This window comes from Pelagibacterium flavum, assembly GCF_025854335.1.
GTDB lineage: Bacteria > Pseudomonadota > Alphaproteobacteria > Rhizobiales > Devosiaceae > Pelagibacterium > Pelagibacterium flavum.
The window spans coordinates 630,969-649,166 of record NZ_CP107716.1; the positions used below are offsets into that span (position 1 = coordinate 630,969).

At 61.5% G+C, this 18,198-nt stretch carries 19 protein-coding genes; 10 read left to right on the plus strand and 9 right to left on the minus strand.

Annotated elements, in window-relative coordinates:
- Positions 1-154: 154 nt before the first annotated feature.
- A complete protein-coding gene (locus OF122_RS03240; RefSeq protein ID WP_264226413.1) occupies positions 155-418 on the plus strand; it encodes a BolA family protein in 264 nt (87 codons plus the stop codon).
- On the opposite strand, the gene OF122_RS03245 is transcribed toward OF122_RS03240, so the two are convergent.
- From OF122_RS03245 to OF122_RS03255, 3 genes are read right to left on the minus strand one after another with little or no spacing between them, the layout of a single operon-like run.
- Entirely contained in the window at positions 402-1,679 is a 1,278-nt protein-coding gene (locus OF122_RS03245) for an HlyC/CorC family transporter (RefSeq protein ID WP_264226414.1), read from the minus strand. The two genes, OF122_RS03240 and OF122_RS03245, sit on opposite strands and share 17 nt — an antisense overlap.
- On the minus strand, positions 1,679-2,797 hold the full coding sequence (gene aroB / locus OF122_RS03250) for a 3-dehydroquinate synthase (RefSeq protein WP_264226415.1): 1,119 nt from the start codon (positions 2,795-2,797) through the stop codon (positions 1,679-1,681). Before aroB ends, OF122_RS03245 begins: the two co-directional genes overlap by 1 nt.
- Entirely contained in the window at positions 2,794-3,387 is a 594-nt protein-coding gene (locus OF122_RS03255; RefSeq protein WP_264227745.1) for a shikimate kinase, read from the minus strand. Before OF122_RS03255 ends, aroB begins: the two co-directional genes overlap by 4 nt.
- Positions 3,388-3,503: 116 nt before the next feature.
- Between OF122_RS03255 and OF122_RS03260 the strand changes: the two genes are divergently transcribed.
- The 5 genes from OF122_RS03260 to OF122_RS03280 all read left to right on the plus strand — a co-directional run bounded on the left by OF122_RS03260 (position 3,504) and on the right by OF122_RS03280 (position 7,498).
- Complete coding sequence (locus OF122_RS03260) at positions 3,504-3,656, plus strand: histidine kinase (protein WP_264226416.1); 153 nt, start codon at positions 3,504-3,506, stop codon at positions 3,654-3,656.
- A complete protein-coding gene (locus OF122_RS03265) occupies positions 3,656-4,552 on the plus strand; it encodes a site-specific tyrosine recombinase XerD (RefSeq protein WP_264226417.1) in 897 nt (298 codons plus the stop codon). The genes OF122_RS03260 and OF122_RS03265 overlap by 1 nt, the downstream gene beginning before the upstream one ends.
- Positions 4,553-4,775: 223 nt before the next feature.
- A complete protein-coding gene (locus OF122_RS03270; protein ID WP_264226418.1) occupies positions 4,776-5,735 on the plus strand; it encodes an acetyl-CoA carboxylase carboxyltransferase subunit alpha in 960 nt (319 codons plus the stop codon).
- Between the two features lie 131 nt (positions 5,736-5,866).
- Positions 5,867-6,892, plus strand: coding sequence for a L,D-transpeptidase family protein (locus tag OF122_RS03275; RefSeq protein WP_264226419.1), 1,026 nt, complete (start codon positions 5,867-5,869; stop codon positions 6,890-6,892).
- 39 nt (positions 6,893-6,931) lie between these two features.
- Positions 6,932-7,498, plus strand: a complete 567-nt coding sequence (locus OF122_RS03280) for a DUF1003 domain-containing protein (RefSeq protein WP_264226420.1) — start codon at positions 6,932-6,934, stop codon at positions 7,496-7,498.
- Here the strand turns inward: OF122_RS03280 and OF122_RS03285 are convergent.
- From OF122_RS03285 to OF122_RS03300, 4 genes are all read right to left on the minus strand, one after another.
- Positions 7,490-7,888 (minus strand): (deoxy)nucleoside triphosphate pyrophosphohydrolase, encoded by a 399-nt coding sequence (locus OF122_RS03285; protein WP_264226421.1) that lies wholly within the window; start codon positions 7,886-7,888, stop codon positions 7,490-7,492. The genes OF122_RS03280 and OF122_RS03285 overlap by 9 nt on opposite strands.
- Entirely contained in the window at positions 7,885-8,640 is a 756-nt protein-coding gene (locus OF122_RS03290; protein WP_264226422.1) for a GNAT family N-acetyltransferase, read from the minus strand. Before OF122_RS03290 ends, OF122_RS03285 begins: the two co-directional genes overlap by 4 nt.
- A 69-nt stretch (positions 8,641-8,709) precedes the next feature.
- The gene (gene argJ / locus OF122_RS03295; protein WP_264226423.1) at positions 8,710-9,942 is read right to left on the minus strand and encodes a bifunctional glutamate N-acetyltransferase/amino-acid acetyltransferase ArgJ; all 1,233 of its coding nucleotides are present in this window, start codon (positions 9,940-9,942) and stop codon (positions 8,710-8,712) included.
- A gap of 82 nt (positions 9,943-10,024) precedes the next feature.
- Positions 10,025-10,525: an SRPBCC domain-containing protein gene (locus OF122_RS03300; RefSeq protein ID WP_264226424.1), complete on the minus strand. Its 501-nt coding sequence runs from the start codon at positions 10,523-10,525 to the stop codon at positions 10,025-10,027.
- Between OF122_RS03300 and OF122_RS03305 the strand changes: the two genes are divergently transcribed.
- Complete coding sequence (locus OF122_RS03305) at positions 10,519-11,118, plus strand: putative immunity protein (protein ID WP_264226425.1); 600 nt, start codon at positions 10,519-10,521, stop codon at positions 11,116-11,118. The two genes, OF122_RS03300 and OF122_RS03305, sit on opposite strands and share 7 nt — an antisense overlap.
- Positions 11,119-11,191: 73 nt before the next feature.
- Here OF122_RS03305 and OF122_RS03310 read toward each other — a convergent pair whose 3' ends face one another.
- A complete protein-coding gene (locus OF122_RS03310; protein WP_264226426.1) occupies positions 11,192-11,485 on the minus strand; it encodes a hypothetical protein in 294 nt (97 codons plus the stop codon).
- Positions 11,486-11,765: 280 nt separating this feature from the next.
- Between OF122_RS03310 and OF122_RS03315 the strand changes: the two genes are divergently transcribed.
- Positions 11,766-12,383: a TetR/AcrR family transcriptional regulator gene (locus OF122_RS03315; protein ID WP_264226427.1), complete on the plus strand. Its 618-nt coding sequence runs from the start codon at positions 11,766-11,768 to the stop codon at positions 12,381-12,383.
- Positions 12,384-12,420: 37 nt separating this feature from the next.
- Here OF122_RS03315 and OF122_RS03320 read toward each other — a convergent pair whose 3' ends face one another.
- Entirely contained in the window at positions 12,421-13,359 is a 939-nt protein-coding gene (locus OF122_RS03320; protein ID WP_264226428.1) for a peptidylprolyl isomerase, read from the minus strand.
- Between the two features lie 274 nt (positions 13,360-13,633).
- Here OF122_RS03320 and secA point away from each other — a divergent pair, with 274 nt between their 5' ends.
- The gene (gene secA / locus OF122_RS03325; RefSeq protein ID WP_264226429.1) at positions 13,634-16,300 is read left to right on the plus strand and encodes a preprotein translocase subunit SecA; all 2,667 of its coding nucleotides are present in this window, start codon (positions 13,634-13,636) and stop codon (positions 16,298-16,300) included.
- 130 nt (positions 16,301-16,430) lie between these two features.
- Positions 16,431-18,197, plus strand: coding sequence for an SLC13 family permease (locus OF122_RS03330; protein ID WP_264226430.1), 1,767 nt, complete (start codon positions 16,431-16,433; stop codon positions 18,195-18,197).
- Position 18,198: the final 1 nt, after the last annotated feature.

Sequence of the window (18,198 nt, forward strand, 5' to 3'; positions counted from 1 at the left end):
TTGGGGGCCGGCGTTTTTTCGTGAGATCGAACCGGAAAAGTCTGCAACTTTTCCTGATCTCGCTCTAGCGAAACGAAAGCCCGTAATCATATACCGTTTGGAACCGGCTTGCCCGGTTCAATTTGTCTTTTTTCAATCATAGGTGTGTTGACACATGAGCGTTCGCGATGAAATCGAAGCCAAACTCACCGAAACCTTCGCGCCGACCGCTCTTGAAGTGATCGACGATTCCGAGCGTCACCATGGCCACGCAGGATGGCGGGAAGGGGGCAATACCCATTTCCGCATCGCAATTGCCAGCGAAAAACTCGACGGGCTGAGCCGGGTCGAGCAGCACAGAGCCATAAACGCGGCGCTTGCCGATCAGTTCGATGCCGGGTTGCATGCCCTGGCCATCAAGGTCAAGCCTTCGCGCTGAGCGCTGCGTCCACTGGCGAGACGCGGAGCTGGGTGACCCTGTTGTGCTGGCGGCGCAACACCTTGAAGCGCAGATTGTGGAAGGTAAATTGCTGGCCCGGATCGGGGATCAGCTTGGCTTCGTGGATGACCAGACCAGCAACGGTGGTGGCCTCCTCATCGGGCAGATTCCAGTCCAGCGCGCGGTTGAGGTCGCGGATGGGCAATTGCCCGTCGATGATATAGGAGCCGTCGGCCTGCTTGCGCACGCCATCGATAACCGCGTCGTGCTCGTCGGCGATTTCGCCCACGATTTCCTCAAGAATATCTTCAAGGGTGACGAGCCCCTGAACCTCACCATATTCATCGACCACCAACGCGAAATGCAGCTTGCGCTTCAAAAACGCGTTGAGCTGGGCCTGGGCCGACGTTGTATCGGGCACAAACCAGGGCTTGAAGGCGATCTTAGCCGGGTTGACTCTTGTAAAGTCGCCGTCGGCTTTCTGGATGGCGCGCAGCAAATCCTTGGCGTGGACGACGCCGACGATATTGTCCTGCTTGTCCTTATAGAGCGGCACGCGGGTAAAGGGGCTGTCGAGAATGGCGCCGATCAATTCGTCGGTCGGCATGTCGGCATCGAGCGCCAGCATGCGGGTTCTGTGCACCATGACGTCGGATACTTCGAGTTCCCGCAGGTCCAGAATGCCGCCCAGCATATCGCGGTCGCCCTTGACCACTTCGCCTTCGTGATGAAGGAAATCAACCGTGCCGCGCAACTCTTCATGGCCGGAGATCTCGCTGGCCTTGTCCGGGTCCAGGCCGAACAGGCGCAGGATAAGATTGACCAGCGCCTGGACGGCCAGTGTGACCGGCGAAAAGACCAGAACAATGACCCTGATGATCGGGGCGACAACGAGCGCAAAGCTGTCGGGACGGATGAGGGCAAGGGTTTTGGGCAACACCTCGGAAAACACCACAACCGCTGCTGTCATGGCCAGAGTCGCATAAGCGATGCCGGCCTCACCGAAAACCTGGATCAGCACCGAAGCGGCAAGGGTCGAGGCGAGAATGTTGACGACGTTGTTGCCCAATAGGATGGCGCCGATCAGGCGTTCCTTTTCGGCCGTCAGCTTTTCGACAACCGAGGCGCGCTTGTTGCCCGACTTGGCCAATTGGTACATGCGGGCCCGCGATGCGGCGGTCAGCGCGGTTTCCGAGCCGGAAAAGAAAAAGCTCATGGCCAGCAGCGCGACAATGGCGAAAAATGATAGCCACAACGACATCAGCGTATGTCCTCAAGGAAGGTTGCGACCGCTTCGGGGTCGATTTTTTTCTCGATGAAGGCCTTGCCGATGCCGCGCGTCAGAATGAACGTCAGCTGCCCGCGCGAGACTTTCTTGTCCTGTGCGATGGCATCCATAAGCATTTGCGTTGGCGGCAGGTCTCCGGGAATATCGGCCAATGTAGTGGGCAGGCCGGCATTTTTCAAATGCGCTTCGACGCGTCCCGCATCCTGAGAGGGGGCAAGACCCAGCTTCGCGGAGAACCTGTAGGCCAGCACCATGCCGATGGCCACACCTTCGCCATGCAGCAGGCGGTCGGAATAGCCGGTGGCTTTTTCCAAGGCGTGGCCGAAGGTGTGACCGAGATTGAGCAGGGCGCGGTTACCGGCCTCTTTTTCGTCGGCAACCACGACACGAGCCTTGGCAGCGCAGGCGCGGGCAATGGCCTCGCCGCGGGCCGGGCCGCCGGCTTCGATTTGCGGATAATTGGCTTCGAGCCAGAAGAACAGCTCCTCGTCGTCGATAAGCCCGTATTTGGCCAGTTCGGCATAGCCGGCGGCGAAGTGACGGGGGGAGAGCGTTTCGAGCGCTGTCAGATCGGCCAGGACCAGCCGGGGCTGGTGGAAAGCGCCGACCAGGTTCTTGCCGTGGACCGAATTGATACCGGTCTTGCCGCCAACCGAGGAATCCACCTGGGCCAGCAGCGAAGTGGGGATCTGGACGAAATCCATGCCGCGCCGGGCGATCGAGGCGGCAAAGCCGGCCAGGTCGCCGATTACGCCGCCGCCCAGCGCAATGAGAATGTCGTTGCGCTCGAGCCGGGCGCCAAGAATCTGATCGACCACGCTTTGCAGTTGGGGCCACGACTTGGTGGCTTCGCCGGCCGGCAGGACGATTTCCGTGTGACCCAGCCCGGCAGCATCGAGGGAGGCGGCGAGGCGAGGGAGCTGGGCTTTCGCCACATTTTCATCGGTCACGATCCCATAGCGCGCGCCAGGGAAAAGGGCGGCGAGCCTGTCGCCGGCGCTCTCGATGGCGTCGGGAGCGATAACGATGTCATAGGCCCGCGCGCCCAGCGGCACGTGGACGGTGTGAAGGGGGGTGTGGTTGGCGCTCATTGGGCTTTCGGAATGTCGAAATGGCTTGAAATGGCGGCGAGGATGTCGTTGACGACAACGTCATGGGGTACATCGCGCGAAGCGACGGTGATGTCGGCTAGCGCATAGACGGGATAGCGCGCGTCGATCAGTCCCTTGAGCGTACCGCGCGGATCGGGGGTCTGGAGCAGGGGCCGGCCGGGGCGTTTGGAGACGCGGGCGAACAACAGGTCGAAATCGGCCTTGATCCAGATCGAAACCGCGTGCGTCTTGATGGCCTCGCGCGTTTCTGGATTGATGAAGGCGCCGCCGCCCGTGGCGATAACGCCCTGATGCTCACGCAGGAGCCGCGAGATGACACGGGCCTCGCCGGCGCGAAATTCGGGTTCGCCATGAGCGGCAAAAATGTCGGGGATCGACATGCCTGCGGCGGTTTCGATTTCGGCGTCGGAATCGGTAAAGGGCAGGCCGAGCCGGTTGGCAAGGCGGCGGCCGACGGTGGTCTTGCCGGCGCCCATCATGCCCACGAGCACGATCGGGCGACCGGCCAGGGCGTCGAGCACCTGGCTTTCGGTCTTCTGCCCGGCAATGCCTGTCGCGTTCTGCCCCATCATGGCGCCCTTATTGGTTGGTGTGGTTCAATCCTCTGACGGTCGGACTGTCAAGGTCGCTCGCTTGCCGGGCGGGCGCAAATCTGGAAAAATCACTTTCCGACACAGAGGATGCCATGCCCACATTGTTTCGCCTGCTTGTTGCCGTCGCCTTTATCGTGGGGCTTGCCTATGCGGGCATGTTCGCGCTGGCGGTGCTGGTCGAGCCCCATGAGCGCGAGGTGAGTGTGCGCGTGCCGACCCGCGACCTTCTGGCGGACGCGCCATAATGGGCGATAGCCATCTGATCGAGGCATTTCTGGAAATGATGAGCGCCGAACGGGGCGCGGCAGCCAACACCATCGAGGCCTACCGGCGCGATCTGCTCGATTATGCGGGGTTTCTTGGCGGCGCGGGCAAGGCGATTTCCGAAGCGGAGCGGGAAGACGTCGCCGATTATCTGAGCCATCTTTCGGGACAGGGTCTGGCGGCAAGTTCGAGCGCCCGGCGGTTGAGCGCGGTGCGGCAATTGCACAGGTTCCTGGTTTCGGAAGGCATCAAGGGGGACGATCCCACACGCATCGTTTCCGCGCCAAAGGCGGGGCGCGGGCTTCCCAAAGTGCTTTCGGTCGAGGAGGTCGATCGGCTTTTGAAGTGCGCCGAAGACGAGGCAGCAGGGGGCGAGGAAAACGAGGTGCGGCTCTATGTGCTGCTCGAATTGCTCTATGCCACGGGTTTGCGGGTTTCCGAGCTGGTGGCACTGGAGCGCAAGGCGGTGCGGCGCGAGGCCGATCATCTGACCATTGTCGGCAAGGGCGGCAAGGAGCGGCTGGTGCCGCTCAACGACAGGGCCAAGGACGCTTTGATTGGGTGGCTCGACAGTACGGAGAAGGAAAAATTCGTCTTTCCCGCCAAGGGTGCCGAGGGGCATCTGGCGCGGCAGGTGTTTGCGCGCGACCTCAAGGGGCTGGCGAGCCGGGCCGGGCTGCCAGTTGCGAAGGTTTCCCCGCACGTGCTGCGCCACGCCTTTGCGTCCCACCTGCTGCAAAACGGGGCGGATCTGCGGGTCGTCCAGATGCTTTTGGGCCATGCCGACATTTCAACGACCCAGATTTATACCCATGTTCTTGACGCTCATTTGCGCAAACTGCTCGAAGATCACCATCCGCTGTCGGGGGATGCTTGACATCGAAGGGTCTAATCGACACTTTCCCGCCACTTTGGAACCCTAGAGCCGGTGAGGTTTTGATGGTATCGCAACGACGGCTCTAAGATGTTGTTTTGTCGCGCGTCCGAACCGATAAAGTGGTGCCCACTTTATCTGGACGCGCTCCAGATGATCGCGCTCGCCGGCCCATCTGGCGCTGGCCGCTCAAAAATGAGAAGGTTGCCCGAAACGGGCGGATTGCATGCAGTCATATCTCGATTTCGAAAAACCCGTCGCTGAACTCGAAGGCAAGATCGCCGAGCTCAAGAACCTCGCCCAGACCGATGAAGCGGTCTCTATCGGGGACGAGGTCTCGCGCCTGCAACAACGTGCCGATGATGCGTTGCGCGACGTCTACAAAAAGCTCACCCCCTGGCAGAAGACGCAGGTGGCGCGTCATCCGCAGCGTCCGCACTTTTCCAATTACCTCAAGGCGCTGGTGACCGAGTGGACGCCTTTGGCCGGTGATCGCAAATATGCCGAAGATCCCGCCGTTCAGGCCGGGTTTGGGCGCATCGACGGGGTGCCGGTGGCCATTCTGGGCCAGGAAAAGGGCAACGACACCGAAAGCCGTTTGAAACACAATTTCGGCATGGCGCGGCCCGAGGGCTATCGCAAGGCTGTGCGCATCATGGAAATGGCCGACCGGTTCGGCCTGCCGGTGATTTCGTTCGTCGATACGGCAGGCGCCTATCCGGGCATCGGGGCAGAAGAGCGCGGGCAGGCCGAGGCCATCGCGCGCTCGACGGAAAAATGCCTCGAAATCGGAGTTCCCAACCTTTCCATCGTGATTGGCGAAGGCGGATCGGGCGGGGCGATCGCCATTGCGGCGACCAACAAGGTGCTCATGCTCGAGCACTCGGTCTATTCGGTGATTTCACCGGAAGCGGGCGCTTCGATCCTGTTCCGCGACGCGGGCAAGGCCCAGGACATGGCTGCGGCGCAAAAGATCACGGCGCAGGATCTGTTGGCGCTCAAAGTGATCGACGGCATCATCGAAGAGCCCATGGGCGGAGCACACCGCAACCCGGAAAAAATCTTCGCGGACGTCAAGGCCGAGATCGTCAAGTTTCTCGGCGAGTATGACGACGACCTCGGGCCGCTCGAAATCCGCGAGCTGCGGCGCGAGAAATTCCTGGCGATCGGAACCACGCTCACCTGAATTTGACCGCGTCATCTTGCAATTTGCATAAAATTTAGGTCGATTACCCAAGAACCTTACCGAGCGTTAACCCTGTAATGTCATAGAGGGGACCGGGGGCAAGGCGTACAGGAATTCGGGTCAGGGCATAGATGCTCCGTAAAATCGTCCTTTTGGCCGTATCGCTCGTTGTTGCGGGCGTTCTGGCATCGTGCTCGGCGCTTGAGGGCGACGGGCGTCATCTCACGCCGCTATCGGGCGCCGCCAAATCGCGGCTGGCTGCCATGGGCTCGAGCCCGCAGGCGGCGATGATGGTGCGCATCTTCAAGGAAGAATCAACGCTCGAGGTCTGGAAGCAGACCGCTGGCGGCTCCTTCAAGCTGTTCCAATCCTATGAAATCTGCACCTGGTCGGGCGATCTGGGCCCCAAATTCTATGAAGGCGACCGCCAGGCGCCCGAAGGGTTCTATACCATCACCCCGGGGCTGATGAATCCGAACTCGAATTATTACCTCGCCTTCAATCTGGGCTTTCCCAACAGGTATGACCGCACGCATGGGCGGACGGGCAGCCATCTGATGGTGCATGGCGCGTGTTCGTCCGCCGGGTGCTATGCCATGGAGGATGAGCAGATCGCCGAAATCTACGCGCTGGCCCGCGAGAGCTTTACCGGTGGCAACCGCTCCTTCGAAGTGCAGATTTTCCCCTTCCGCATGACGCCGGAAAACATGGCCAAGCATCAGTCCAGCGAGCACATCGATTTCTGGAACAATATCAAGCAGGGCTACGATTATTTCGAAGTCGCCAACACGCCACCCGCGTGGGACGTGTGCGAGGGGCGCTATGTGTTCCGTCAGCCTTCGGCTGTCAATGCAACGGCGGCCATGGCGGGCAGCTGTCAGGCGGTGGTGGCCGATGCGTCCATCGTTTCTGCCTTTCAGGCGCGCCAATCGGCCGATGCCGCCGCGATACAGAGCGCAATAATGCGGCTTGCCGATTCAGAAGCGGCCGCAGCAGAAGCCGAGCAGCGGCGCCTCAATGCCGAAGCTGAAATGGCGGCGCGGAGCGAGGCGATCAACAGCGCGGTTGGCGGGTTCTTCGATACCATATTCAGCCCGCTCAATGCTCTGGCGCCCAACCAGCCCGAGACAGTGGCCGAAAGCACGCCCCAGAGCTGAGCGGTGGCTTGAGCGCGTGTCGTGGCCGGAGAGGATACGATGAGCGCAAGTGAGGATATCGAACGCAAGCTGGCGCACGGGGCGGATCGGTATTTCGGCAAGGCGCCCGAAGATCTCTCCAGCGTTGAAGAGACCGTGCTCAAAAAGGCAGCTTCCCGGCGCACGCTGGCGCGCGATACCGAGGCGGCCTATCTCGAAAAGACCGGGTTCGGGGACCGGATGTCCGATCGGATCGCCAGTTTCGGCGGCTCGTGGGCGTTCATCCTGTCGTTTCTTGCCTTTCTGGCTATCTGGGTTTCCGCCAATGTCGCACTGGCCATGGGGGCATTCGACCCCTACCCCTTCATCTTTCTCAATCTGATGTTGTCGATGATCGCGGCCCTGCAAGCGCCGATCATCATGATGAGCCAGAACCGCCAGGCCGAAAAGGACCGGCTGGCCGCCGCCCATGATTACGAGGTCAATCTCAAGGCCGAGGTGGAAATCATGGCGTTGCACGACAAGCTCGACCAGATGCGCGAGCATGAGTTGCGCGCGCTCGTCGAGAAACAGCAGGAACAGCTCGATCTGCTCACAAAGGCGGTGTTGGGACGAAGCTCAGAGTAGATCGCAGAGCGGGGCGATCAGTGGAATGTCGGCGGGAGGCATGGGGTAGTCATGCAGCTTTTGCGGGCGCACCCATTTGAGCGCGGAATGCTCTTTGGCGACGGGCGTGCCCTGCCATTTCCGGCACACATAAAGCGGCATCATCAGGTGCCAGTCGTCATAGGTGTGGCTTGCGAATGTCAAAGGGGCGAGGCACGCTTCCTTCGTCTCGATTTCCAGCTCTTCAGACAGTTCGCGGATCAGCGCCGCTTCAGGGGTTTCGCCGGCTTCGAGCTTGCCGCCGGGAAATTCCCACAGGCCGGCCAGTTGCTTGCCTTGAGGCCGCTGGGCGATCAGCACGCGCCGGTCGGCATCGACAAGGGCGCAGGCAACGACGAGGGTGATTTTCATTGCGCATTGGCCTCGGGCTTGCGGCGGTAGTGGTAGGGGTAGCGGAAGGTGAACCCCATGGCGAGATAGAGCGCGATGGCCGGGGCGTTATCGCCCTGAACCTGGAGCGCGGCATGGCTGGCGCCGTTTTCGGCGCCCCAGCTCAGCGCGCTGGCCATCATGCGGCGGCCGAAGCCCTGACCGCGCAGCTTGCCGGAAGTGATGACGTCATAGACCATCACGATGCCATCGCTTTCCACGCACAGGAGCGACGCTCCGGGCGCCCCATCGTTATCGGCGATGACGATGCCGCAGGCGGGGCGTTTGAGCGCACCGAGGATGGCCGCGAAGGTTTGCTGCTGTTTGGTATCGAAGCCCTGAAGGGCCGTCTGCGCCGCGAGAAAGCGGGGGTCGGTCGCATCGTAAAGGCTGGCGGCGCCATCGAAGCCATCGGTCTGGGCGAGCGGCAGAGAAAGAACCAGGCTCGACTTGAAATGCTCCCAGCCTGCTTGATCGAGGGTATCGAGAATGCCCTCGCCGGTCAGCGGGGTCACCCTGAAAATCGTGGGCAGATCGTTTTCGGAATAGCGGGCCGAAAGGGCATCGATACGCCGGGCCGCATTGGTGTCGTCGGCAGGATCCAGCGACCATATGGCGTTGGAGCGGCCCGAAAACCCCGCGGCAAAGCGGGCCCGCCATTTCCCGTCCTCAACGGTTTCGAGTGCGGGCCAGGTAGCGAGCGAAACAGCTTCTATTTCTTCGACAGAGAGCAAAGAATCACACTTCTCTTTTGTTGCGTTGTCGAACCGCAAAACCGGTTCCCATTTTTGCTGACAACGCTCCTAACTCCGATAGCTGCCGTTGATATCGATATAGCCGTGGGTCAGATCGCATGTATAGACAGTGGCACTGCCCTCGCCGAGCCCGATATCGACGCTGATCGAAAGCTCTTCGCCTTTCATATAACCGGTTGCGGCCTCCTCGGAGTAATCGGGCGCGCGTTCTCCGTTGCGGGCAAGGACGTGCTCGCCGAAGGCAATCGTGAGCTTGTCGCGGTCGGCCGGTTGGCCGGCCTTGCCCACTGCCATGACAATGCGTCCCCAATTGGCGTCCTCGCCGGCAATCGCGGTTTTGACGAGGGGGCTGTCGGCAATGGCGCGGGCGATCTTTGCGGCGCTGTCATCGGTCGTGGCGCCGGTGACGTTGACGGCGACGAACTTGGTCGCCCCCTCGCCGTCGCGCACCACCTGCATGGCGAGTTCGAACAGCACGTCATTGAGCGCTTCACCGAACGCTTGCGCGCGTGGATCGTCGAGGGAGGCTATGGGATCAATGCAAGCCTTGCCCGTGGCGAAGGCCAGGAGCGTGTCCGACGTCGAGGTGTCGCTATCGACGGTGATGGCGTTGAAACTGGTCTTGTTGTGTTTGGCGACCAATGTTTGCAAGACGTCAGCGGCGATCGGCGCGTCGGTGAAGACGAAGCTGAGCATTGTCGCCATGTCGGGCGCGATCATGCCCGAGCCCTTGGCGATGCCGGCGATGGAAATCATCGTCCCGTCGATGTCCAGCGTCGCTTCGGCGAGCTTTGGGAAGGTGTCGGTGGTCATGATCGCCCTGGCCGGCTCCATCCAGGGTTCGGCGGTCAACTGGCCGGTCAGGGTTTGCAGCACGCCATCGAATTTGGAGGCATCGAGCGGTTCGCCAATGACGCCGGTCGAGGCGAGAAAGATTTCCGAAGGCTCGCATCCCACCGCCTTTGCGGCGATGTCGGCGGTCAGCTTGACCGATTCGATGCCTTTGAGGCCGGTAAAGGCGTTGGCGTTGCCTGAATTGACGACGAGGGCACGGGCCGTGCCGCCGCCAAGGTTCTGCCGGCACCAGTCAATCGCCGCCGAAGGGCACAATGAGCGCGTGAGGACGCCTGCAACCACGGTGCCCGGATCGAAGACGGCCAGAAGTACGTCGGTGCGGCCACTGTAGCGAATGCCAGCCTCGGCTGTTGCAAAGCGCACACCTGCAATGGCGGGCGGAGCGGCATAGGTTTTAGGGGCGAGGGGCGAGATGGGCAGGGCCATGGAGAAAAGACCTTGAAGGGGTACGCGTTGGCGGTTCTTCCGTGTGCCTCAAGCGGCATGCCATGGCAAGAGGCGCAATAGCTCAGCGGGCGGCTTGCCGTGCGATGCGCAGCGCAATCGTATCGCGGTTTTCGACGAGGTCGCGCAGCAGCGGCAAGGTGCTGCGCCAGTAAAACGCGACGTGGTTGTGGCCGGACTCCGGGCCGATCTCGAATCCCTTACCCTTACGGACCGGAGAGGCGGGCACCGCATGGCTAATTCCAGCGCGTGTCTGGCCGTTCAGTTCGGCGAGGCTGATGGTGACGTGCGAATAGTTATCGGGCAGGTCCGGCAAGCCCGAGACGCGAGGCAGGACGCGATAGGACAGGAGCGCGGGGGCGAGGACTTCGAGTACTTCGCCTTTGTCGGCTCCCTTTTTCCCGATGATCAATGGTTTGATGGCCAGCGGGGAGCCGGGTTGCCAGTCGGTTGTGAAATCAGCGCCGGCCCAGATTCGGCTTTGCTCGCGGTCAATGAGGGCGGCCCAGATTGCGGTGGCCGGGGCGGCGATGGTGATCTGGTCGGAGATCGTGGAGAATGGCATTGAAGATGGTGGGCTTGGGAATCGCGTTTGTTCACTATAGCGCTATTTACGCCGCCGATGTTTGGAGCTGTGTGGCCAACATGATTTTCACCGAACCTCGAGACCCTCGATTGATCACCGTTCGTCGCGGAGGCACGTTGAGCGATGGCGACCATCGCCCGCTCGCAGAGTGGGCCGGGACATGCGCTGCCCATGTTCTCCATATTTTTGAAGCCGCGGCGCCGGATGATGATCGGGTGCGCCATGCGCTTGAACAAAACCGAGCATGGGTGCGTGGTGAAGTGACCATGCGCGAAGCGCTAAGGGCCTCCAACGCCAGGGGTGCGGCAAAAGAGGTAACGGGCGCCGCAAAATTTGCAGCCTATGCTGCGGCGCAGGCCGTGGCGGTTGCGCATGTGGCGGCGCATGAACTGGGCGCAGCCGCCTATGCGATCCGGGCTGTCCGGGCTGTTCATGAGGGGCCAGGGCGCGAAGAGGCCGGACGGGTGGAATGCCACTGGCAGCGCGCGCAGCTTCCTGGCGCCATAAAGGAACTGGTGCTCGATGATCAGCGGCTGCGCAATCATGTCTGCTGGTTCGCATTCGATTACTGAGCGTTACGATAGTGCCGCCGGGCGGCGGGACCATATCTCCCGGCACAGGTCTATCGATCTCTTGGACGCGGTCTTACCGGTGCGCCGGGCGCATGATGAAGCGGCCGAAATATTTCTGGATCGCGGGGATCATCCAGAACACCATTATGGCGACCATGACCGGAGCGACGATCAGGGTGGTCTGCCAGATCTGCCAGCCGCTGGTGAGCGGCAGGACGAGGTAGAGAATGAGCGTGATGATCGGATAGACCCCGAGAAGGGTCACCAGAAACTGCCGCAACCTGTCGGGGCGGAACGAAGCGCCGGACGGCGTCTGGCCGGTGGCGGATGCGGAGGGCGAATGAACGGCGGAAGAAGTACGGGACATATAGAATGCCTTTCGAAACGGAACGTTCCGTTATATACCGAAACGGGCCGTTTCGTTCAAGTGGATATTTTCGGTATTTTTGCCTATATCTCGCGCTGGCCCGATTTGGGGTGAGGCCGAAGAGTCGGCATCGGGCGTGGCATCTGAGAACCGGGCGGCCCGATGGCCAGGGGCCGCCTTGCCGTCTTTTCGGTTTCGTCCGGCAGAGCAGGGCATTTGAATACCGGGGAGGCCAGGGGCGCAGAGCGCGAAGCCGGGTCGAGGGAAGGAAGACGAGACGATGACAAAGGAACACGGATCGGTCGCGGTCAGGCGCGGCTCCATCGGAGCCAAACGCAATCCGGCCAGCCAGCAGGCCATTCTCGACGCTGCCGAAGCGATACTGCGCGAAGAGGGGCTTTCGGGGTTTTCCATCGAGGCGGTGGCGCGGCGGGCCCGGGCCGGCAAGCCAACGATCTATCGCTGGTGGCCGTCCAAGGCGGCCCTGCTGCTCGACGTCTATCACGGGTTCAAGAATCTGCGGCAGTTTCCCGATACGGGCAATTTCGAGGATGATCTGCGGGGGTTCCTCAACAATCAGCTTATCGGGTTCTGGCATGGCGGGCTTTGCGGTACCGTGTTCCGCTCGATCATCGCCGAGGCCCAGAGCGACCCCGCGGCGGCCGAAGCGCTGTTTGCCTATGAGCGCGGGCGGCGCAAATTCGCCGAGCAACTGGTGGACAGGGCAAAGGCGCGTGGCGAAATCGATCCCGATAGCAACAGCGCCATAATCGTTGAACTGATTGCCGGCTTTGCCTGGCACCGGCTTTTAACAGGGCGGCTCGACGGATCGCAGGACGATATCGAGGCGGTCGTGGCGATTATCGGGGCGGCGACAAAAAAGAACCCCGGCGCCTAGGCCGGGGTTCGATGGATAGCCAGGTTTTCGGGAAGGCTTAGATGCCGCCCTGCGCTTCGACCTGCGCGGCGAGATCGGGATCGTCGATCTCGATTTCGACGCCGGATTTGATTTCATTGATGGCCGCTTCATAGCTCTCATAGAGAACCTGCTGCGCGACCTGCTGGCGAACTTCCTCGAGCGGGGGTGCTTCGGACAGGCGGCGGTCTTCGAGATAGATCAGGTGGAAGCCGAACTGGCTTTCGACAGGCTGGGACATCTCGCCGATTTCGAGTGCCATGGCGGCCTGCTCGAACTCGGGGACCATCATTCCGGTCGAGAAATAACCAAGATCGCCGCCATTGGCGCGGGTGCCGTCGGTGCCGTATTCGCTGGCGGCATCGGCAAAGTCACGGCCGGCCTCGATTTCGGCACGGATTTCGTTGGCTTCTTCCTCGGTCGGCACCAGGATGTGGCGAGCGCGGACTTCGGGCTCGGGGGAGAACTCGGCAACCGTCTCGTCATAGGCGGCCTGGATGGCCTCCTCTGTCACCTGGGTTTCAACGATCGAGTTGAAAAAGGCGCGGCGCAGGGCCTGATCTTCGAGGTAGGCCAGGCGGCGTGTAAAATCGTCGGTTTCGTCAAGGCCGTCTTCGCGGGCGGCGCTGGCCATCAGCTTCATGTCGATGATGACGGTCAAAAGAAAACCGCGCCGCTGGTCGGCGGGAATGGACTGGAGTTCCTGGGTGAGCTCTTCGGCCGCCAGAACCAGATCGCCTTCGGTAATCTCTTCGCCGCCGACAGTGGCCAGGACCGTATCGGGTGATACCGGTTCAGCGGGGGCGGCTGGCGCGGCCTGCTCGGTCGCTTCGGGGGCGGGGGCCGGAGCATCGTCCTGAGCCCAGGCCGGAGCGGCGCTCAGCGAGACGGCAAGAACCGCCGGGATGAATACGGCCCGAAAAAGGCCGGCCACCGGAGCGGCGAAATCGGATGACATGATGAGAACTCTCCTTGTTTTTCCGAAGCCCGGACCCCCCATTGTCCGAACCAAAGGTCCGGATATGCGTTTAACCCCGGACTTTGGCGGTGGTTTGTCCGATTTTGCCAACGTTGACAACCCATGGTGGCACTCTTACATCTCCTGCCGAAGTTTTCCGCGCTCCTTTCGGCAGCGCCCCGGCCTGCCGCCCTTCCATTTGTGCAAGGCAATTCCGGGACGTCGCAACCGCCGGTTAGGGGTGCATCCAACAAGGTTCTAAGGACAATTCTTCATGGCTCTAGCAGCGCTCGCCCGGAAGTTTTTCGGCTCGGCCAACGATCGGCGCGTCAAACGCTATCAATCCAATGTTGATGCCATAAACGCACTCGAGCCCGAATTCGAAAAGCTCACCGACGAGCAGCTGAGAGCCAAGACCGAAGAGTTCCGGCAGCAATTGCGCGACGGCGCCAAGCTGACCGATGTGCTGGTTCCCGCCTTTGCCACCGTACGCGAAGGCTCCAAGCGCGCGCTGGGCATGCGGCACTTCGACGTGCAGCTGATCGGCGGCATGGTGCTCAACGAGCGGGCCATCACCGAAATGCGCACCGGCGAAGGCAAGACGCTGGTGGCGACGCTTTCTGCCTATCTCAACGCGCTTGAAGACAAGGGCGTACACATCGTTACCGTCAACGATTATCTGGCCCGCCGCGACAGCGAGTGGATGGGCCGGCTTTACAGCTTTCTGGGGCTGACCACCGGTGTGATCGTCCACGGTCTCAACGATACCGAGCGCAAGGCGGCCTACGATGCCGACATCACTTACGGGACCAACAACGAGTTCGGTTTCGATTATCTGCGCGACAACATGAAATATTCGCGCGCCCAGATGGTGCAGCGCGGACACAATTACGCGATCGTCGACGAGGTGGATTCGATCCTGATCGACGAGGCGCGGACGCCGCTGATCATTTCGGGGCCGTCCCAGGACCGGTCCGAGCTCTACAAGACCATCGACAAGTACATTCCGCTGCTGGTCGAGGAAGACTACACCATCGATGAAAAGCACCGCGCGGCGAGCTTTACCGATGAGGGTATCGAAAAGCTCGAGGAAATCCTTACGCGCGACGGGCTGATCAAATCCGGTTCGCTCTATGACATCGACAACGTCTCGATCGTCCACCACCTCAATTCGGCGCTCAAGGCGCACAAGATCTTCAACCGCGACAAGGACTATATCGTCCGCGACGACAGCGTTGTGATCATCGACGAGTTTACCGGCCGCATGATGCCGGGCCGGCGGTTTTCCGAAGGCCTGCACCAGGCGCTCGAAGCCAAGGAAGGCACCAAGATCCAGCCGGAAAACCAGACCCTGGCCTCGATCACCTTCCAGAACTATTTCCGGCTCTACACAAAGCTGGCCGGCATGACTGGTACGGCGGACACCGAAGCATCCGAATTTGCCGATATTTACGGGCTGGACGTGGTGACCGTGCCCACAAACGTGCCGATCGCCCGTATTGACGAGAACGACGAGATCTACCGCTCGGTCGAGGAAAAATTCCAGGCCATTACCGACGAAGTGATCGCGTGCCGCTCGCGCAACCAGCCGGTCCTGGTGGGCACGACATCGATCGAACGCTCGGAAATGCTTGCCGACTTCCTCAAAAAGAAGGGCGTCAAGGACATCGCCGTACTCAATGCCCGTCATCACGAGCAGGAAGCCCAGATCATCGCGGCGGCCGGCGTGCCGGGGGCGATCACGATTGCCACCAACATGGCCGGTCGCGGCACCGACATTCAGCTCGGCGGCAATCTTGAAATGAGGCTTGCCAATGAGGCCGAGGGCCTCGAAGGCGAAGCGCTGGAGAAAAAGACCGCCGAGATCAAGGCCGATATCGCCCAGAAAAAGAAGGAAGCGCTGGCTGCGGGCGGGCTGATGGTGATCGGCACCGAGCGCCACGAAAGCCGCCGTATCGACAACCAGTTGCGCGGCCGTTCGGGCCGTCAGGGCGATCCGGGACGGTCGAAATTCTTCGTCTCGCTGCAGGACGATCTGATGCGCCGGTTCTTCCCCGAACGCATGGAAAAGGTTCTGACCTCGCTGGGTCTTAAGGATGGCGAGTCAATTTCGGACGCCATGGTCACCAAGGCCATCGAGCGCGCCCAGACCCGCGTCGAAGGGCACAATTTCGATATCCGCAAGAACATCCTCAAATATGACGACGTGATGAATGATCAGCGCAAGGTGATCTTCGAGCAGCGTATCGAATTGATGGATGCCGAAAACGTCGCCGAAACCATCGCCGACATGCGCCACGACGTGGTGGATTCCATCATCGCCAAATCGGCGCCCGAGCGCTCCTATCCCGAACAGTGGAACACCGAGCAGCTTGGCGCGGCATGCAAGACCTATCTCGGCATCGAGCCTCCGCTGGCCCAGTGGGCCGACGAGGAGGGCGTGGATGTGGAAGTGCTGCGCGAGCGCATCATAAAGATGGCTGACGATTATGCCGCGGCCAAAGCGGCGCGCATCGGGCCCGAGACGATGCGCCAGATCGAAAAGAGCTTCATTCTGCAGTCGATCGACGGGCTGTGGCGCGAGCATCTGGTGACGCTCGATCACCTCTCGAAAGTGGTCGGCTGGCGCGGGCTGGCCCAGCGCGATCCGCTCAACGAGTACAAGCAGGAAGCGTTCGAGCTGTTCTCGCTGCTTTTGACCAATCTGCGCGAACTGGTCACCACCCAGATGAGCCATTTCGAGATCAAGCCACCCGAACCGCAGGCGCCTGCCCAGCTTCGTGAAACCCATATCGATCCGGTGACCGGCGAGAACGAAGTGCGCGACGATGATGGACCCAAGGGCCAATTGAGCCCAGAAGTGATGGCCCGTACCCGGCGCAACGATCCGTGCCCGTGCGGATCGGGCAAGAAATTCAAACATTGTCACGGGGCGTTCTAGCCTGGATCGACAGTAAATTCGCGAAAATCCCCGGAGCTCTGCTTCGGGGATTTTTCGTTGCGGTCGCGCATGGAGGCGGAACCCTTTAGGGTGGGCCTGCATTTGTGTTCGCGCCTTGCGGGGGATTGAGTTGACCTACGAACAGATCGTGCTTTTCGTCCTTCTGGGGTTGGTGCTCGTGGGGCTTTTGTGGGGCAGGTGGCGGTATGACCTTGTTGCCTTTGCCGCTCTTATCGTGGGGGTGGTTCTGGGCGTGGTGCCGGCTCAGACAGCGTTTTCCGGCTTCGGCAACGACGCGACGATCATCATAGCCCTGGTGCTTGTGGTCACGGCGGGCCTGTCGCGTTCGGGCGCCGTTGATCTTATCACCCGGCATGCGGTGAGCCGGGATCGCTCACTGCCGCTCCATATCTCGATCATGGGCGGCATCGGGGCGGTGTTTTCGGGCTTCATGAACAATGTCGCCGCGCTGGCCATATTGATGCCCGTCGATGTGCAGGCCGCGCAAAAGGCCGGCCGCTCTCCCGCCTCGTCACTGATGCCTTTGGCCTTCGCCACCATCCTTGGCGGCATGCTGACCATGATCGGCACACCCCCCAACATCATCATCGCGGCCTATCGCGAGCGCGCGGTGGGCGACAGTTTCACGATGTTCGATTTTACACCGGTAGGGCTTGTGTGTGCGCTGGCAGGCGTTGCTTTTGTCGGGCTGGTGGGTTGGCGGCTGATACCGGTGCGCGACAAGGGGGCCAGCGCCGAATTGCGCGCCGCAGCCAGTTATACCACCGAACTTGTGGTTACCGAGAAATCCAAGGCCAAAGGCCAGCGGGTGCGTGATCTGGACGGCGCGGCCGAAGAACATGATTGCGCCATCGTGGGGCTGGTGCGCCGCAACAAGCGGCTGCCGGGCCGGGCGCGTTGGGAAAAGATCGGCAAGGGCGATCTGCTCGTCGTTCACGGCAGCGCCGAGGCGATTTCGGCCCTGGCCGGTGCCTTGCAGGTCGATCTGCAGGGCCGTTCGGGTGAAAGTGCGCAATTGTCGTCTGATCTGAAAATGGTTGAGGCGGTGGTGACCACCGACAGCCGTGTGGAGGGCCGGATCGCCAATGATGTGCGCGTCATGCAGCGCAATGGCGTGGTCATGCTGGGGCTGTCGCGGCGCGGCCGGGCCATCACCGAGCGCGTGCGGCGCACGCCGCTCGAAGTCGGCGACGTGCTTTTGCTGCTCGGTCATCAGGACGCGGTCGACGACGTTATCACCCGCATGGACTGCCTGCCCATCGCTTCGAGCGTTGCGGTGACGCGGCATGAAAAAGCGCTGGCGGCGATCGGGCTGTTTGGAGCTGCCGTGGGCGTTGGCGCGTTCGGCATCGTCCCGCTCACCGTGGCGCTGGCCGCAGTGTCCGTGCTTTACGTGCTTTTCGACATCCTGCCGGTGCGCGAGATCTACGAGTCGATCGAATGGCCGGTGGTGGTCCTGCTCGGCTCGCTCCTGCCGGTCGGCATGGCGCTGGAAACCTCGGGGGGCACCCAGCTCATGGCCGAGGGGCTGGCGACATTGGGCCAGTATGTCCCCGCCTGGGTGGCCCTTGCGGTGGTGCTGGTGTTCACAATGACGCTTTCGGACGTTCTCAACAATGCGGCGACGGCGGTGATCTTTGGCCCCGTGGCGTTCGAGCTGGCCCAGTTGCTCGGGGTCAATCCCGATGCGTTCCTGATGGCGGTGGCCATCGGGGCGAGCTGCGCCTTTCTTACCCCGATAGGGCACAACAACAATGCGTTGATCATGGGGCCGGGGGGGTACCGGTTTGGCGACTATTGGCGCATGGGACTGCCGCTCGAGGTGATCATCGTTGTGGTCGGTGTGCCCGCCATCATGGTGTTCTGGCCGCTATGAC

Coding starts and splice junctions, on each gene's coding strand:
- OF122_RS03240 (WP_264226413.1), top strand. CDS start 155: ATGAGCGTTCGCGATGAAATCGAAGCCAAACTCACCGAAACCTTCGCG.
- OF122_RS03245 (WP_264226414.1), bottom strand. CDS start 1,679: ATGTCGTTGTGGCTATCATTTTTCGCCATTGTCGCGCTGCTGGCCATG.
- aroB (WP_264226415.1), bottom strand. CDS start 2,797: ATGAGCGCCAACCACACCCCCCTTCACACCGTCCACGTGCCGCTGGGC.
- OF122_RS03255 (WP_264227745.1), bottom strand. CDS start 3,387: ATGGGGCAGAACGCGACAGGCATTGCCGGGCAGAAGACCGAAAGCCAG.
- OF122_RS03260 (WP_264226416.1), top strand. CDS start 3,504: ATGCCCACATTGTTTCGCCTGCTTGTTGCCGTCGCCTTTATCGTGGGG.
- OF122_RS03265 (WP_264226417.1), top strand. CDS start 3,656: ATGGGCGATAGCCATCTGATCGAGGCATTTCTGGAAATGATGAGCGCC.
- OF122_RS03270 (WP_264226418.1), top strand. CDS start 4,776: ATGCAGTCATATCTCGATTTCGAAAAACCCGTCGCTGAACTCGAAGGC.
- OF122_RS03275 (WP_264226419.1), top strand. CDS start 5,867: ATGCTCCGTAAAATCGTCCTTTTGGCCGTATCGCTCGTTGTTGCGGGC.
- OF122_RS03280 (WP_264226420.1), top strand. CDS start 6,932: ATGAGCGCAAGTGAGGATATCGAACGCAAGCTGGCGCACGGGGCGGAT.
- OF122_RS03285 (WP_264226421.1), bottom strand. CDS start 7,888: ATGAAAATCACCCTCGTCGTTGCCTGCGCCCTTGTCGATGCCGACCGG.
- argJ (WP_264226423.1), bottom strand. CDS start 9,942: ATGGCCCTGCCCATCTCGCCCCTCGCCCCTAAAACCTATGCCGCTCCG.
- OF122_RS03305 (WP_264226425.1), top strand. CDS start 10,519: ATGGCATTGAAGATGGTGGGCTTGGGAATCGCGTTTGTTCACTATAGC.
- OF122_RS03300 (WP_264226424.1), bottom strand. CDS start 10,525: ATGCCATTCTCCACGATCTCCGACCAGATCACCATCGCCGCCCCGGCC.
- OF122_RS03310 (WP_264226426.1), bottom strand. CDS start 11,485: ATGTCCCGTACTTCTTCCGCCGTTCATTCGCCCTCCGCATCCGCCACC.
- OF122_RS03315 (WP_264226427.1), top strand. CDS start 11,766: ATGACAAAGGAACACGGATCGGTCGCGGTCAGGCGCGGCTCCATCGGA.
- OF122_RS03320 (WP_264226428.1), bottom strand. CDS start 13,359: ATGTCATCCGATTTCGCCGCTCCGGTGGCCGGCCTTTTTCGGGCCGTA.
- secA (WP_264226429.1), top strand. CDS start 13,634: ATGGCTCTAGCAGCGCTCGCCCGGAAGTTTTTCGGCTCGGCCAACGAT.